The organism is Streptomyces mesophilus (assembly GCF_040300965.1).
Classification (GTDB): domain Bacteria; phylum Actinomycetota; class Actinomycetes; order Streptomycetales; family Streptomycetaceae; genus Streptomyces; species Streptomyces mesophilus_A.
In genome coordinates this window covers 1-15326 of the sequence record NZ_JBEPEW010000173.1, presented here as the reverse complement: position 1 = coordinate 15326, position 15326 = coordinate 1, and the positions used below count along the sequence as shown (strand labels likewise).

General features: G+C 70.8%; 15 protein-coding genes. 7 read left to right on the top strand and 8 right to left on the bottom strand.

Translation table 11 applies throughout. From position 1 onward, the window contains the following. Nucleotides 1–246: 246 nt before the first annotated feature. Together ABT367_RS36175 and ABT367_RS36170 are read right to left on the bottom strand one after the other, a co-directional pair. Entirely contained in the window at nt 247–978 is a 732-nt protein-coding gene (locus tag ABT367_RS36175) for a chitinase (RefSeq protein WP_352257526.1), read from the bottom strand. 137 nt (nt 979–1115) lie between these two features. Beyond that, entirely contained in the window at nt 1116–1634 is a 519-nt protein-coding gene (locus ABT367_RS36170; RefSeq protein WP_352257525.1) for a lytic polysaccharide monooxygenase auxiliary activity family 9 protein, read from the bottom strand. 279 nt (nt 1635–1913) lie between these two features. On the opposite strand from ABT367_RS36170, the gene bla reads away from it, so the two are divergent. Then, complete coding sequence (gene bla / locus ABT367_RS36165; RefSeq protein WP_352257524.1) at nt 1914–2837, top strand: class A beta-lactamase; 924 nt, start codon at nt 1914–1916, stop codon at nt 2835–2837. A 105-nt stretch (nt 2838–2942) separates the two neighbouring features. Continuing rightward, nucleotides 2943–3140 (top strand): hypothetical protein, encoded by a 198-nt coding sequence (locus ABT367_RS36160; RefSeq protein ID WP_352257523.1) that lies wholly within the window; start codon nt 2943–2945, stop codon nt 3138–3140. A 43-nt stretch (nt 3141–3183) separates the two neighbouring features. Here ABT367_RS36160 and ABT367_RS36155 read toward each other — a convergent pair whose 3' ends face one another. The 3 genes from ABT367_RS36155 to ABT367_RS36145 form a co-directional block, all read right to left on the bottom strand. Next, nucleotides 3184–3849 (bottom strand): DUF6629 family protein, encoded by a 666-nt coding sequence (locus ABT367_RS36155; protein ID WP_352257522.1) that lies wholly within the window; start codon nt 3847–3849, stop codon nt 3184–3186. Nucleotides 3850–3976: 127 nt separating this feature from the next. Beyond that, nucleotides 3977–4780 carry a phosphatase PAP2 family protein gene (locus tag ABT367_RS36150; RefSeq protein ID WP_434975616.1) on the bottom strand — a complete coding sequence of 268 codons (804 nt, stop codon included), beginning with the start codon at nt 4778–4780 and terminating at the stop codon, nt 3977–3979. 4 nt (nt 4781–4784) lie between these two features. Next, nucleotides 4785–6350, bottom strand: a complete 1566-nt coding sequence (locus ABT367_RS36145; RefSeq protein ID WP_352257521.1) for a threonine/serine ThrE exporter family protein — start codon at nt 6348–6350, stop codon at nt 4785–4787. 194 nt (nt 6351–6544) lie between these two features. Here ABT367_RS36145 and ABT367_RS36140 point away from each other — a divergent pair, with 194 nt between their 5' ends. Then, nucleotides 6545–7684, top strand: coding sequence for an MFS transporter (locus tag ABT367_RS36140; RefSeq protein ID WP_352257529.1), 1140 nt, complete (start codon nt 6545–6547; stop codon nt 7682–7684). A 34-nt stretch (nt 7685–7718) separates the two neighbouring features. Here ABT367_RS36140 and ABT367_RS36135 read toward each other — a convergent pair whose 3' ends face one another. Continuing rightward, nucleotides 7719–8150 carry an SRPBCC family protein gene (locus tag ABT367_RS36135; protein WP_352257520.1) on the bottom strand — a complete coding sequence of 144 codons (432 nt, stop codon included), beginning with the start codon at nt 8148–8150 and terminating at the stop codon, nt 7719–7721. 156 nt (nt 8151–8306) lie between these two features. Further along, the gene (locus ABT367_RS36130; RefSeq protein WP_352257519.1) at nt 8307–8786 is read right to left on the bottom strand and encodes a DedA family protein; all 480 of its coding nucleotides are present in this window, start codon (nt 8784–8786) and stop codon (nt 8307–8309) included. Nucleotides 8787–9124: 338 nt separating this feature from the next. Here ABT367_RS36130 and manD point away from each other — a divergent pair, with 338 nt between their 5' ends. Together manD and ABT367_RS36120 are read left to right on the top strand one after the other, a co-directional pair. Next, entirely contained in the window at nt 9125–10369 is a 1245-nt protein-coding gene (gene manD / locus ABT367_RS36125) for a D-mannonate dehydratase ManD (protein ID WP_352257528.1), read from the top strand. Between the two features lie 238 nt (nt 10370–10607). Further along, the gene (locus ABT367_RS36120; protein WP_352257527.1) at nt 10608–11807 is read left to right on the top strand and encodes an acyl-CoA dehydrogenase family protein; all 1200 of its coding nucleotides are present in this window, start codon (nt 10608–10610) and stop codon (nt 11805–11807) included. 60 nt (nt 11808–11867) lie between these two features. On the opposite strand, the gene ABT367_RS36115 is transcribed toward ABT367_RS36120, so the two are convergent. Beyond that, complete coding sequence (locus tag ABT367_RS36115; RefSeq protein WP_434975617.1) at nt 11868–12839, bottom strand: ArsR/SmtB family transcription factor; 972 nt, start codon at nt 12837–12839, stop codon at nt 11868–11870. Nucleotides 12840–13056: 217 nt separating this feature from the next. Between ABT367_RS36115 and ABT367_RS36110 the strand changes: the two genes are divergently transcribed. After that, nucleotides 13057–14310 (top strand): SH3 domain-containing protein, encoded by a 1254-nt coding sequence (locus ABT367_RS36110; RefSeq protein ID WP_352257517.1) that lies wholly within the window; start codon nt 13057–13059, stop codon nt 14308–14310. Between the two features lie 88 nt (nt 14311–14398). Beyond that, a complete protein-coding gene (locus ABT367_RS36105) occupies nt 14399–15190 on the top strand; it encodes a M23 family metallopeptidase (protein WP_352257516.1) in 792 nt (263 codons plus the stop codon). Nucleotides 15191–15326: the final 136 nt, after the last annotated feature.

Sequence of the window (15326 nt, the reverse complement as noted above, 5' to 3'; positions counted from 1 at the left end):
GCGGCCGCCCCACCGTCCGACGGTCAACCCTCACCCCACCCGCTCCACCCCGCCCCCCCCCCCCCGCACCCACCCCCCCCCCCGCCCAAGCCCCCCCCCACAACCACGCCAACCCCCACCCACCCACCGCCCCCCCCCACCCGCGCCCCCCCCCCCCCCTACCCAGCGCCGCCGCCGCCTGCCCCGGCCCCCCCCCCGCGGCGTGTCGGTGGCGCTCCCGTATCCGGTCTCGGCCGGGCGGGAGGGTCAGCAGCTCAGGTTGCCGCCGGGTTCGACACCGAGCAGCTGCGTGAACTGCTGGTACTTGTCGATACGGCTCTGGACCTGCGCGGGGTTGCCCCCGTTGCACTCCAGGGTGCCGTTGATCGCCCGGATCGTCTCACCGAACCCGGCGCCGTTGGTCATGGCGGCGTGCGGGGTCATGGTGCCCGGCCCGCTCTGGGTGTTCCAGTACCAAAGCCCGGTCTTCCAGGCCACGGCGGAATCGTTCTGCACCAGGTCCGGGTTGTTGAGCAGGTCGATGCCCAACGCATCGCCTGCGGCCTTGTAGTTGAAGTTCCAGCTGAGCTGGATCGGGCCACGGCCGTAGTACTTGTCATGGCCGGCCGGACATCCGTAGGACTGCGTGGTGTCGCAGTAATGCGGGTAGTTGGCGGTGTTCTGCTCGACGACGTGCACCAGGCCGCCGGTCTCATGGCTGACGTTCGCGAGGAAGGCGGCGGCCTCCTGCTTCTTCACCGTGTCGCTGCCGGTGTTGGAGAACCCGGGGTAGGCCGCGAGCGCGTCGGTGAGCCCGCTGTAGGTGTAGAAGCTGTTCCGGCTCGGGAACATCTGCTCGAACTGCGCTTCGCTCACGATGAATTCGGCAGCGGCCTTGTTGTCGTCGGTCTTCTCCGCCGAGGCCGTGGGGGCCAGGGTCAGGGTGCCCAGGAGGGCGGCGGCGGCCGTCGTGGCCAGGGCGAGTATGCGGCGGTTCACATCGACTCCTTGGGAGGCGAGGGCGTGGGGGGACGGCGCGCCCGTGCCGCGAGCTGGACGTACATGGGGGGGGTAGGGGCGCGCCGGGGATGGGGCCGCCCTGCCGGCCGGCATGGGGCGGCCCCGACGGTGGTACGTCAGCCGCCGACGTTGACGTCGATGCAGGCGTAGAAGGCGTTGTCCGTATCGGCGACGTTCCAGACGGCGAGCACCTTCTGCTTGCCGCTCAGCGAGCCGAAGTCGACCTGGTGGTTCACGATCTCGCCGGGCTGGGCGCCACCGTCGTCGAACTGCGCGATGCGCTGTCCGCCGACGAAGTACTCCCAGGTCGCCGTGGAGTGCCGGGCACTGAGCTTCCACGAGAAGGTGGTGCTCCTGGCGACCGGAGTGACGGTCCACCCCTTGCTGTCGTCGTCGAGTTCGGCGAAGCGGCTGTTGCCGCCGCTGCAGCTGGTCAGGCCCTTCGGGCCCTCGACGCTCTGCGGTTCGTACGAGATGTCACCGCACGAGACCGTCCCGGCGGCACACTGCGCCTGCCGGCTGGGCGGATTCGAGACGTACCCGTGGGCACTGGCGGAACTCGCGGGGAGGCTGATGGCGAGAGCCGGGGCGAGTGCGGCGCCGATCAGGGCAGCCGTCTTCCTTCGGATGTACAAGATGTCTCCTTCACATCAGGCCGGCCGGGAACGCGCGGCTGTGGGGAGCCACACGCAGCGGCACGGCCTCTCATGGGTGGGGCCAGGAGGCGCGAAGGTGCGCGTCACCGGGACGCACGGGAGCAGCCCGGGATACGGGCCAACTCCCCATGCGGAACGGTGAGTTCTGTTGGACTAGACCATAGTCGCGGGCGTTGTGGGCATGTCAAGGCCCTGTCATGGCGCCGTCGTGTCCAGAGATACGATCAGCCGGAGCCATCCCTCTGGAGAAACGCCCTCATGCCGGACAACCTCAGCCGTCGCATCGCTCTCGCCGCCCTGGCCGCCGTGGCCGCGGCTCCCCTGGTCGGATGCGACGAGAACGAGGACCGTCGTCCCCGCAGACCGCGCACCCAGAGCACCACGAAGACTCCGGTGCCGGTACGGGAGTTCGGTGCGCTGGAGCGGGAGTACGACGCACGCCTCGGCGTCTACGCCCTGGACACCGCGACCGGGCGGGAGGTGGCCCACCGGGCGGATGAACGATTCGCGTACTGCTCCACCTGCAAGGCGCTCCTCGCGGGTGCGGTACTCGACAAGCGCGGGGCCTCCGGAATCGACAGCGAGGTCACGGTGCGCGCCTCCGACGTCGAAGGATGGTCACCGGTGTCGGAGAAGCACATCGGGGCGCGCATGGCACTGCGCGCCGTGTGCGACGCCGCCGTCCGCCACAGCGACAACGGGGCGGCCAACGTCCTCTTCCGCGAACTGGGCGGCCCGCGCGGTCTGCAGAGCGCGCTGCGCGCCATCGGCGACGACGTCACACGCTGCGACCGCTACGAGGTCGAGTTGAGCCAGGCGCTGCCGGGCGACGAACGGGACACCAGCACTCCTCGCGCGATGGCGCGCTCCTTGAGGCAGTTCGCCCTCGGTGACGTACTGGCCGATGACGCGCGTGCACTGCTGATCGACTGGCTCGTGCGCAACACCACAGGCGACGAGCTGATCCGGGCCGGAGCGCCGGACGGCTGGCGCATCGGCGACAAGACGGGCAACGGCTCCTACGGAACCCGTAACGACATCGCTCTCGCCTGGCCGCCCGGGAGCGACAAGCCGGTCGTGCTCGCCGTGATGTCCCGCCGCAACGGCGACGACGCGGACGCGCCACACGACGATGCGCTGATCGCCCGCGCCTCCACGGCGGTCTTCCGCGCCCTGGCCTAGGACCCGCCCCTCCCCGACGTCATGGTCGCTTGCGTCGGACGGCTCATGTCCGTGTGAAGACGTCGGAAGTCTCATGTCCGTGTGAAGACAGGGCATCAGGACCACATGGACACCGCAAAGCTCGAACTCGCCGCCCAGCGCTACCGCGAGGCACAGGCCGCCCTGGACGCCGCGCTCGTCGACCTGCAGGCCGAGGCGGTCGCCGTGCTCCGCGAAGGTGGTGACGCGGCCGAGGTCGCCCGTATCACCGGCTGGAACCGGCGGCACCTGCGGAAGGTGCGCGCCCGAGCGGGCGACCGATGACAGCCACCGGAGCGAGCAGGGGCCGCTCGGGCGCCCGCCGGGTCTACGCGACCTGGCTCCCTCTCACCGGCCCTCCGCGCTGCGAGGGTGGCGCCGGTTGCTCCGTGCCGACCCACCTGAACAGCACCACGGAACACAGCGCGGCCCAGGCGCACCACGTGGAGATGAACTCCAGCCGCCACACCATCGCGCACACCGCCGCGCCGACGCCGGCCAGGATGCCGAGGAGTCTCAGACCTTTTTCGCCGGCCATCACCAGCGCCCCGATCGTCCCCAGGAGATAGCCGGCGAGCAGCACGGGCGCATACGGCAGACCGATCGCGTATCCCATGGTGTGACCGCGGATCTCGGCCGCGACGGGTTTCGTGACGAGGACGTACGCGAGGACAGCCGACGTGGCCACCGCGGCGGCCACCGGAATCACCAGTCGCCGACGCTCCCGGTGCGGAACGACGCACAGCACTCCGAAGGAGACCCACAGCGGCAGCAACGGCAGAGCGATCACGGCCCAGACGAGGGTGGCCGGACCGGTGCCGCCGCCCGCGTTCCAGACGACCGCCTCGACCAGCTGGTGCGCTCCGAGAAGCAGCGGAAGCGCGGCCAGCGGCAGCGCACGGCGACGCACGCGGGCAGCGCGTGCCGCGCAGGCGACCCCGACGGCGCCGATCACCCCGCCCGCCACCAGGTCGGCCGATGCACTCCAGCACATACGAAAACGCTAAGTCTGCGCCTCGCAGACCGCGTCCGAAGGGCGGCCGGGGCGTCGCCGGATGACGCAGGCGGGTGCGTGCCGGCAACAGGGCCAAGACGCCAGTTGCACCAGTTCCGCGAAGACGTCATACGGGATCGGGTTTGCGCCGTTCGATGTACTGCGGCAGCTGCCAGGGGAAGGAGCCGAACCAGGCGTAGCTGAACGCGAAGCCGAAGCCGAGGCAGATCAGACCGCCGAGGGCGTCGGTCCAGAAGTGGTTGGCGGTCGAGATGATCACCAGCAGGGTGGCGACCGGATAGAGGATGCCGAGGGCCTTCGCCCAGCGGTGCCGGGCGAAGCACGCGATCATCGTGGCGCACCAGGTGGACCAGCCGATGTGCATGGACGGCATCGCGGCATAGGGGTTCGAGACCGAGGCGGCGCTGCCCTGGCTCATGGAGCCCCAGGTGTGGTGCACGGCGACCGTGTCGATGAATCCGGCGTCCTCCATCAGCCGGGGCGGGGCCAGCGGGAAGAAGTAGAAGCCGATCAGGGCGATTCCGGTGGTCGCGAACAGAGCGAGGCGGCCGCTGATGTAGCGGCCCGGGTGACAGCGGTAGAGCCAGACCAGGACGCCGATCGTGACGATGAAGTGCAAGGTCGCGTAGTAGTAGTTCATGCCCACGATCAGCCAAGTGACCTTGTTCACTGCATGGTTGATCGTGTGCTCGACGCCGATGCCGATGCGGCGTTCGGTGTCCCACACCCAGTCGGCATGCCGCAGCGCGAGGGCCTTCTCCTGGGGCACTGCGTTGCGGACCAGGGAGTACAGCCAGTAGCTCACGGCGATCAGAACGATCTCGAACCACAGCATGGGTTTGCGCGGGGTGCGCGCCCGCGCCAGGAGGCTGGGCTTCTTGGCTGATGCGGTGGGGCGGGCGGTGGTCACGGTCCTAGCCTCGCGGCGCGGACTCGGGCGGCAACTCGGACGGATCCGGCTGCGTCGGCTCGGCCGCCGCCCCGTCGGGACCTGCCGCGCCGGACGGGTCGGAAGCGAACGGGTCGGCAGCGGACGAGGCGGGTGGGTGGGGCAGGCCCGGCTCGGCGGGGACCGGGACCGTACGCCGGTTCAGCGCATTGGCACCCACCAGGACCCCGAGGGCCACGGCCACCACGGTGAGCAGGGCCTCGACGGTCGTGTCGAGGCCGCTGTTCTCGTGGTCCACAAGGAGCTGCCCGACACCGGTGAGACCCAGGCGGCCGGGCACCAGCATCCAGAAGGCCGGCAGAAAGACCACCTGGGCCGGCGGGGCGTGCGGATTGCGCTCGATGAGACGCGTGAGCAGCGGCAGCGTCACCCCGCCCGCGAACGCGCCGAACAGAGGCCCCGCCACCGTGGTGCCCACATCCTGGCCGACCTTGGCCACACACAGGACGAGCAGCAGCCACGGCAGCGTACGCAGCGAGGCCGAGAAGCTGAGGACGAAGCCGAGACCGAGCAGTCCGACACCCGCCCACGCCGCCCAGGCTCCGAGTGCGTCCACCGAGGTGTCCTTGGCCAGCGGGTGCTCGGTGACCAGCTGGGACCCGACGGCGATGCCGAAGGCCAGCAGGATCAGGACATTGAGGCCGTACACGAGGCGGCTGGCGCCCGACACGATGGAGCCGGTGGCCAGTTCGATGGTGCCCATGGTCAGGGCGGTGCCCGGCAGGAACGCCACCAGGGGCGGGATGAGCAACTTGGTCGGGTCCTCGCCGAGCAGCGGCCCGCTGTAGCGGTACGCGACGGCGGTGACGAGCAGCGCGGCGAGCACCGGGAGTGCAAGGTTCACCAGCCGGCCGGCACGGTCCGCGTACTCGCGCAGCATGCCGACCACGAGGCCGAGCACCGCGTACCCGGCGAGCGCCATCGAGTTGGGCAGGGTCAGCAGGCCGAGCCCCATCGTCATGACGACATAGCCGAGGACCCGCGTCCAGAACCCGAAGCGCGGCCGCATCGCCTCGATCTCGGCGAGCCGTGCGGTGCCGGCCTCCGGGGCGACGGGGTGGGCGTAGACCTCGTCGATGAAGCGGTAGAGCTGGTCGATCTGGTCGAGGCGCAGATCAGGTCCCTGGACGGGGGCGAAGTCGATCACCGAGTCGGGGGCCTTCCCGGCGCGTACGAACACGCCGGTCGGCACCACGAAGGTGTGCACGGTGTCGAAGCCGTAGCGGGCGCCAAGCCGGTTGATGGTCTCCTGGACGGCGTCGACGGACTCGCCCGCCCGGACCAGGGTCGCTCCGACGACCCGCAGGAAGGCGATCAACTCCTGGGGCGGCGGCGGGGGCTCGCTCGGCTCGGGCAGGTCGGGGCTGCCGGGCAGCAGGCTGCGCAGCTTGCGCAGCCGGTGGCGGGCGACGGGCGCGGACGCGTGCCGTGGGGTTGCGCGCCGGGGGCGGCCGGGGCGACCGCGGCGGACCTCGGCCGCGGGGAGCTCCCCGTCGTCGGCGCCCTGCGCGGGCCGCGGCGCGTCGGCCATGGCCACATCCTGTGCGGTCGGCGCGCTGCCGCGCACGCCTGGCGGGGCGCTCGCGCGCAATCGGGTGACCGGGCCGCGTCCCGGTTCCTGATCCGGACGGCGCAGTTCAGCGCGCTCGCGGGACAAGGCGTGCCTTGACTGGGGGCGTGGACACCGACCAGCGCACCTCCGCCGCCGCGTACCGGAACCTGATCATGGCGACGGTGGGGTTCACGCTCACGTTCTGGGCCTGGGATCTGATCGCTCCGCTGGCGTCGGGCTACAGGGACCGTCTGAACCTGAGTTCCTTTCAGCAGTCGCTGCTCGTGGCGATTCCCGTACTCGTGGGTTCCCTGGGCCGGATCCCGGCGGGTGCGCTGACCGACCGCTACGGCGCCAGGCTGATGTTTCCGCTGGTTTCCGCGCTCACCATCGTCCCCGTGCTGCTGCTGATCCCCGTCAAGGACAGCTACGGCCTGCTGCTCGTCGTCGCTCTGCTGCTGGGACTCGGGGGTACGACCTTCGCGATCGGTGTCCCCCTGGTCAGCTCCTGGTTCCCGCCCGGCCGCAGAGGCTTCGCCCTCGGCGTGTTCGGTATGGGCACCGGGGGTGTGGCGCTCTCGGGGTACTTCACACCCCGGATCGCCGCCCATGGCGAGAACCTGCCCTTCGTGGTCGTCGCCCTCGGGCTGGCCGTATTCGCCGTGCTCGGTGCGCTGTTCATCAGTGACCACCCCGACCGCAAGGTCCCCACCTCCTCGCTGGCTTCCCGGCTGCAGCAGGCGGGCAGGCTGCGGGTCACCTGGGAGCTGTCGGCGCTGTACGCCATCGGCTTCGGCGGCGTCGTGGCGTTCGGCGTCTACCTGCCGACCTATCTCAAGACCTGGTACGACCTCTCCCCCACGGACGCCGGTGCCAAAGCAGCCGGGTTCGCCCTGGTCACGGTCATCTTCCGGCCGATCGGCGGGCGCCTTTCGGACCGGTTTCATCCCGCCGTGGTCACCGCGGTCGCCTTGGCCGTCGTCGCGCTGTTCGCCGTGGTGCAGGCCTTCGACCCGCCGCTGGCACCGCTGGCCACGATCGCGCTCCTTGCCATGGCCGCGGGCCTCGGCGCGGCGGGCGGCAGCGTCTTCGCCCTGGTCGCTCAGGTCACCCCGCAGCCTCAGGTGGGGAGCGTGACCGGCATCGTCGGCGCGATGGGCGGCCTGGGCGGCTTCGTGCCGCCGTTGCTGATGGGCGCCATCTACAGCGTCAAGGACTCGTACTCCATCGGCTTCATGCTCCTGTCCGACCTCGCGCTCGCGGGCTGTGTGTACGCGTACGGCCGCATGCGCACCCCGCGCACCACGCCGTGAGAGTCGACGACGTCCTGGGGTATGCCGGCGCCGGCTAGGCGTTGCCCTCGAGCAGTTCCTTGAGGCGTTGGTGGCTCTTCGGCGCACCTTTCGCGGCCATCCGGCGCACCATCGGCGCCAGGGGTGCGGCCACCCCTCGGCCGTCGAAGTCCAGCCCGAACGTCACCCGGCAGCGGCCGGCACCGAGGGGTTCGACGGCGACGGTCGCGTTCGGACGGATCGGACCGTCCACACCGCGCGCGGCCCAGAAACGCGGTGGCTCATTGTCGGTGATCTCTTGCGTCATGCTGCGCTCGGAGCCGCCGATCTTCCGGACGGTGGTGTAACGCGAGCCCACTTCGCGGCTGTCGAGGCTCACCCTCACCACATCCCCCTGCCACTCGGGGAACGTCGCCGGGTCCGTGGCGTACGCGAACACCTCCTCCGCCGGCCGGTCGATCTCGATCGTGTCCACGCTCGCCCCCATGGCTCCTCCCGGTGTCGCCGCGTCGCCACGACCTTTAATTCATCGTACGGTGAATATCTGGTACGGAGCATGGAACGTCAAGCGGCGCAGCGGAGAAGGATTCCTACTGCGTCCGGTGCGCAGGACCCAGGGGGCGCGCTGCCCGGCCTCGAGCGGTCAGGACTCCGTGGAGGGGGTGACGTCCGCGGGCTGGGCGGCTCTCCTGCGGTACGTCAGGACGCCCAGCACCGCGAGCAGGAGCGCGACCACCGCGGCCACACCCAGCGCCGTGTGTTCGGCGAAGATCCTGCCGAGGACCTTGAGGGCGCCGATCCCGGCGCTCGCGTAGAGCAGCGCCCAGGCCGCTCCACCGAGGAAGAGGGCGGGGAGGTAGTGCCTGAGCGGCATCCGCATGGTGCCGGCGAGGAAGTTGGCGGCGGTCTGGAAGCCGATGGTCAGGAACGAGACGGCGACCACCGGTGCGCCCCATCGCTGGATCGCCCGTTCGGCGCGCTGGAACCGGGCCGAGGCCAGCCGCTCGGCGAAGCGGCCGCGCCGGGCACCCGCTCCGGCGAGGCGGCCCACGGCGAAGGTGCCGCCGGCGCGGAACAGCACGAGGACGTACAGACCTGCGGCAGTGAGCAGGATCTCCCCCACGGTGGCCCGCCCTCGCTTCCGGCTGTCGTCGCTGTCCAGGACCGTCAGCTTAGGCGAACGCCTGTGCCACAGGACGCCTGGCCTGCACCGCAGCTCCCGGCCGCCCGCATACGGCGGACACCAGGGTACGGATCCGCGAGCTCGCCCGACCGGCACGCCTGCGCAAGTACGGTTCACGGCAAGGGAATTCACCCCTGAACCGCCCGTCAGGCTCCGACGCCACCGTGCCGTGCCGCCGCCGGAGCCTGCCCCGACGCCGTGGAGGACCGCGCGTGACCAGCCCCCTCACCGAGCAGCACTCCCCCGAACCCGGCAGGACCGCCGACGGCGCCACGCGCATCGTCTCGGCCGAAGTCCTCGTCACGTCGCCCGGACGCAATTTCGTCACCCTGCGGCTGCGCACCGAGGACGGGGTCGTGGGCTTCGGCGACGCCACCGTCAACGGCCGCGAGCTCGCCGTCGCCTCGTATCTGGGCGATCACGTCGTACCGCTGCTGATCGGCCGGGACGCGCATGCGATCGAGGACACCTGGCAGTACCTCTACCGCGGCGCGTACTGGCGGCGCGGCCCCATCACCATGGCCGCCATCGCCGCCGTCGACACAGCGCTGTGGGACATCAAGGCCAAGCTCGCCGGACTGCCGCTCTACCAGCTGCTCGGCGGCCGCAGCAGGCGCGGCTGCCTGGCGTACGGCCACGCCAGTGGTCGGGACATACCGGAACTGTTCGACTCCATACGGGCCCACCTGGACCAGGGCTACCGCGCCCTGCGTATCCAGACCGGGATCCCCGGGCTCGACTCGGTGTACGGAGTCGCCGCCAGCGCGAACTCCGCGGTCGGCAACGGCGGTTCCACGGCTCGCTACGACCACGAGCCCGCCCGCCGCTCGCCGGCGCCGGCCGAGGAGGAATGGGATACGCGGGCCTACCTGCGCCACGCGCCGCGCGTCTTCGAGGCCGTGCGCAACGAGTTCGGCCCAGAGCTGCCGCTGCTGCACGACGCCCACCACCGGCTCACCCCCATCCAGGCCGCCCGTCTCGGCAAGGATCTGGAACCGTACGACCTGTTCTGGCTCGAAGATGTCACCCCTGCCGAGAACACCGCCGTGCTGCGCCGGGTGCGCGAGCACACGACGACACCGCTGGCGATCGGCGAGGTGTTCAACACGATCTGGGACTACCGAGCGCTCTTCGAGGAGCAGCTCATCGACTATGTCCGCTCGCCGGTGACCCACGCAGGCGGCATCACCGCGCTGCGCCGGATCCTCGACTACGCGTCCGTCTACCAGATCAAGTCCGGGGTGCACGGCCCCACGGACATCTCCCCGGTGGGGCTCGCGGCCGCCCTGCATCTGGGCATCGCCGTGGCGAACTTCGGCATTCAGGAGTACATGAAGCACTCCGCTGCCACGGACCAGGTGTTCCGGCCCGCATACCGCTTCTCGGAGGGGCTGCTCAACCCCGGTGACGGCCCCGGCCTGGGCGTCGACTACGACGACGAGGCCGCCACCGCTCATCCGTACACGCCCGCGTACCTCCCGGTGAACCGGCTGAAGCTCGACGGTTCCCTGCACGACTGGTGACCCACCCGTGCCGCCGGTGAGCGAAGCCGCCGCCCCTCACCGCTTGCCACCTTCCGCGCACGTTCCCCCGCGGATGCGTGTGTCCCACCTGTGCATGTACTTGCAGATGTACGTGCAGGTGTTCTTGCAGGCGTACTTGCAGATGTGCGAACACGGGCCCACCATGACTGCGGCACGCCCTTCAAGTCCCCCCGCTCACACGGGAGTTCCGTTGCCCACGACGCATGCCCAGACCCGCCTGCGCCCGGCCGTCCGCGGCTACTTCACCAGCACCCGCCACGAACAGTTACGCGAGGACGTGCGCGGTTTCGCCGAACTCGAGATACGGCCGCGGATCGCGGCGATGGAATCCGCCCGCACCGTCCAGTACGAGCTGTCCCGCCAGATCGCGCACCAGGGCTGGATCGGGGCGACCATCCCGGCCGCGTACGGCGGAATGGGCGCAGGCCACCTCGCCAAGACGATCATCATCGAGGAACTGTCGCGGGTCAGTGCCGCGATGGGAGCGATGGCGCAGGCCTCCCAGCTCGGGGTCGCGAAGATCCTGCACTTCGGCGACGAGGCGCAGAAGAAGACATGGCTCCCCGCCATCGCCGCGGGTGGATGCCTGCCGACGATCGCGGTGACCGAACCCGAATCCGGTGGGCACGTCCTCGGAATGGCCGCCAGTGCCGTGCGCGACGGCGACAGCTATGTGCTCACCGGCCGCAAGGTGTTCGTCGGCAACAGCCATGTCGGCGATCTGCACGGCGTCGTCGCCCGCACCGGACCCGGCTCCGGTGGGCTCACCGCGTTCCTGGTCGAGGCCGACCGCCCCGGCTGCACCGTCACCGCCGAACAGCCCACCCTGGGACTGCACGGGTTCAGCTTCGGCGAACTCGTCTTCGACCACTGCCGTGTCCCCGCCGGGAACCGGCTCGGCGCGGAGGGCGACGGGCTCGCCGTCGCCTACTCCTCCAGCGTCCTGTACGGGCGGGCGAACCTGACGGCCGTATCCCTGGGGATACATCAGGCACTCGTCGAGGAGACCAGCCGGTTCGCCGCCGAGCGGGAACGTTTCGGCAAGCCTCTGCACCATCTGTCGAACGTCAAGATCAAGCTCGGGCAGATGCAGTCCCGACTGATGACCGCGCGCCTCGCCGCCTATCACTCGGCCCATCTGCTCGACCAAGGGCACCCGTGCGACGCCGAGTTGATGAACGCGAAGGTGGTGAATGTGGAATCCGCGCTGGACACGGCGCGCAATGCCATGGAGATCCATGCCGCCGCGGGACTGTTCACGGACCGGCCGATCGAGCGCTACCTCCGCGACGCCCACCACATCTACGCCCCCGCCGGCACCACCGACATCCAGCACCTCCGGCTGGCCGAGTTCGCGCTGGGCACGGCACGAAGCAACTGGTCCACGCAGCTCGCCCCGCACACCACCATCCACTGACGCACCGGCAAGCCCTGCACCGGGAACACAACTCGCCCTGGATGCGGCGATGTTCAGGCGTCACGCCCCGAGCAGCGCCCGCCCCCGCCCCGTAAGGCGGTGGTGGACCTGCTGTCCGGAGCGGGAGCTCTCGATGAGGCCCGCCTCTCTGAGGATCTTCAGGTGGCCGCTCACCGAGGAGTCGGGCATCGAGAGGCGGGCGGCGAGGGCGCCGGTGGTCGCGGTGTTCTCCAGGGCGGTCAGGACGCGGGCCCGGTTCGCGCCAAGGAGCGGGGCGAGGTGCGGCGCCGGCGCGGGCGCGCTCCCGCAGTGCGGGAGCGGATAGACCACCACCGGCGGCAGCCGCGGATCGACGATCGCGACCGGAGTGGTGTGGCAGAAGTACGAGGGGATGAGGCGCAGTCCGCGTCCCCGCAGGCGCAGCACGTGGTCGTGCGGATAGGGCGCACTGAGGACCGGGTCCTGCCAGGTGAACGCGGGCAGTGAGGCGAGCAGCGCCCCCAGGCCGCCGTCGAGGGCGTCCAGGCGCAGCGCGCGCTCGGCGGCGACGGCGCTGTGCACCTCGCCCCAGTCGGGGAAGATCAGCCGGGTGTGGAAGTCACGTACGGCATCGGCCACTTGACCGAGCAGACCCCGGTCGCCGGCGGCCAGGCGCCGGGTCCAGGCGGGCAGGTTCCGGTGATGGGCGGCCACCCGCAGCTCACCCGCCAGGCGTGCCGCCGAGGTGGCGCGGAGGGCGTCGAGGCCGGCCGCGAGTCCGTCCTCGGACTCGACGGGCGTGAGGAAGTCCGGCCAGTACGCGGCGTCGGGCGGCGCGAGGTCGGCGAGCAGCCGGCAGGTGCGGCGCAGTTCGGTACCGGTACGGTGCCGGGCGCGCCGGCGCCAGGGCCGCAGCCGAACAGGGACGCGGGGCTCCGGCGAGGTCAGCACATGGAGGGCGAGGATCGCCTCCCAGATCGGATCGGGTGACTTCGCGAACTGCACATGAAGGAAGTCCCTGTCGCTGAAGTGGATGCGCAGCGTTCCTGCCACACCGGTCATTAGCGGGTCCGCGCGCCCTTCCCGCAAGGCCCCGTGCGGCTCTTGTGCCCAGGGGCCACCTGGAGTTTTCGACTGTGCCGGGAATCCCTCGCGGCACGACGGCACCCGGGGCCTTACGCTGCGGTGCCCGTGGCGCGCCCCGTACGCCCCGCCGCGCGCTGCGCGTTCACCTCCTGGATCACGTGCACGATCAAGGGAAGGAACCCGGATGCGACCCCACATCGCCGTCCGTCACACCCGCCGCCGGCCGATACGTCTGCTCGGCGCGCTCGCCGCCCTGGCCGCCCTGTCGGGGCAGGCCTGGCCGGCGGGTGCGGCCGAGCATCCGGCCGCCGATGGGCCGATCAGCTGGAGCCCCGACCTGTCCGTGATCGACACGGATGATGTCGACGTACGGTACGGATCAGGTCAGTTGAGAGTCGCGCAGCATCCGTCGGGTCCGGCGTCCGTACGTACGCGCGCGGCCGCCCAGGGCAGTCTGGTCCTGGCCGAGAAGCGCCTGGACCGCGCCGTGGACCGGGTCCGCGCCCGGCTCGACGCCGAAGTGCCCCGCGGCGCCGAGGTCGCCCTCGACGTACGCGGCCGGTCCACCGACCGCGGCTGGAGCGAATGGCATACCGCACCCGCGGGAGGCACCGCGGTCCGGCTCCCCTACGCGGTGGACACCGTGCAGGTCCGGCTGACACTGCGCGGTGCCGAAACCGCCGTACGCAAGGTCGAGTTGACCGCCGACACAGCACCGCAACAGAGCCGGCGCACCGCGGCCTCCCCGGTGAAGTACCGCTTGTTCGCCACCCGTGAGGGGCTGGTCGGCGGCACCACGGCGAACGGCCATGTGATCCAGCCGAACGACCACTTCGTGGCACTGCCTTCGCGCCGCGGCCTGTCGCCCAAGGGCACGTGGGACTACTCGGTCCAGGTCTGCGGTCCCGCCCGCTGCGAGACCGCACCCGTCTGGGATGTCGGCCCCTGGAACACCAAGGACGACTACTGGAACCCGTCCGGCGAACGGGAGATGTGGCGTGATCTGCCGCAGGGTACCCCCGAGGCGCAGGCCGCCTACCAGAGCGGCTACAACGGCGGGCTCGACGAGTTCGGCCGCCGCGTGGCCAACCCGGCCGGCATCGACCTGGCCGACGGCACCTTCTACAACGTGGGTCTGAACGACAACGGCTGGGTCGACGTGACCTTCCTGTGGACCGGCGACCAGACCGGCGCGACCTTCCCGACCTGGGGCACCGACGTGGCCGTACGCCAGGCGTCGACCACCTCGTCCGCTGTCGTCGCGCGGCTCCCCGGACCCACCCAGGTGCGCGTCAGCTGCCAGGAGCGCGGCGAGACCGTGACGTACGAAGGCCACACCAACGACGCCTGGTCCTACCTGCCGGACTACGACGGCTATATCTCCAACATCTTCATCGACGTCGCCGAGGCCTGGCTGCCCGGCGTGCCCGAGTGCTGAACTCCCCCGTCCCCCAGCCGACTTCACACCCCGCCCCTCCGGCCGACCTCGCACTCCCCCATCCCCCGAACCACTTCGAGGAGACCCCATGCCCCCCAGACAGCGGCTGCTCGTGCTCGCCGCCCTGCTGCTCGCGCTGCTCGGCCTGACCACACCGGCCCAAGCCGACGAGTCCGGTGCCGCGGCCGCGCCCAACTTCAAGGCGCCCTACCCGTGCGGCCAGCAGTGGACGTACAGCCATCACAGCGCCGAGGTTCGCCGGGCCCTGGACTTCATACGCTCCGACGGCGGCTCGACGGCAGGCACCCCGACGCTCGCCTCCGCGGCCGGCACCGCATACCGCTACTACCAGGCGGGCGGCGCCGGGAACTACATCGTCATCGACCACGGCTCGGGCTGGAAGACGTACTACTTCCACCTCGCCTCGTTCTCCGTCGCGAACGGCGCCGGGGTGGCCCAGGGCCAGGAGATCGGCATCACGGGCTCGACCGGCAACTCCTCGGGTGCGCACATCCATTACGAGCAGCTGCTCAACGGAGTCGGCCAGGACATCCGGATCAACGGGTCCCCGCTGGCGTATCCCGGTTCGTACCACCAGTACTACCTGACCAGTGACAACTGCGGCGGTGGCAGCAGCAACTTCCGCACCTGGGGCTCGGATGTCGCCGTGCGCGCGGACGCCTATCTCAGCTCGCCGCTCGTCACCCGGCTCGGCGGCCCGACCGCCGTGTACGTCGAGTGCCAGAAGCAGGGCGACACCGTCAACGCCGAGGGCTACAGCAACAACTGGTGGAGCAGGCTCCGGGACCAGGGCGGCTTCGTCTCCAACATCTACATCGATCATCCGGACGCAAAGCTGCCCGGCGTACCGGACTGCTGAGGCACACCCGGGAGTGGGGGGGGGGTGGGGGGTGTTGGGGGCGGGGTTCCCGCGCCCCGGGGGAGGGGGGAGGGCACAGGCCGGGGGGCGCCCGCCCGCCCCCCCCCCCCCCACCCCACCCTTCGTATGCCGGTCG

What these genes read in the sequence shown, in the direction of transcription:
- bla (WP_352257524.1), top strand. Translation starts at nt 1,914, where the DNA reads ATGCCGGACAACCTCAGCCGTCGCATCGCTCTCGCCGCCCTGGCCGCC.
- ABT367_RS36160 (WP_352257523.1), top strand. Translation starts at nt 2,943, where the DNA reads ATGGACACCGCAAAGCTCGAACTCGCCGCCCAGCGCTACCGCGAGGCA.
- ABT367_RS36155 (WP_352257522.1), bottom strand. Translation starts at nt 3,849, where the DNA reads ATGTGCTGGAGTGCATCGGCCGACCTGGTGGCGGGCGGGGTGATCGGC.
- ABT367_RS36145 (WP_352257521.1), bottom strand. Translation starts at nt 6,350, where the DNA reads ATGGCCGACGCGCCGCGGCCCGCGCAGGGCGCCGACGACGGGGAGCTC.
- ABT367_RS36140 (WP_352257529.1), top strand. Translation starts at nt 6,545, where the DNA reads ATGGCGACGGTGGGGTTCACGCTCACGTTCTGGGCCTGGGATCTGATC.
- ABT367_RS36135 (WP_352257520.1), bottom strand. Translation starts at nt 8,150, where the DNA reads ATGGGGGCGAGCGTGGACACGATCGAGATCGACCGGCCGGCGGAGGAG.
- ABT367_RS36110 (WP_352257517.1), top strand. Translation starts at nt 13,057, where the DNA reads ATGCGACCCCACATCGCCGTCCGTCACACCCGCCGCCGGCCGATACGT.
- ABT367_RS36105 (WP_352257516.1), top strand. Translation starts at nt 14,399, where the DNA reads ATGCCCCCCAGACAGCGGCTGCTCGTGCTCGCCGCCCTGCTGCTCGCG.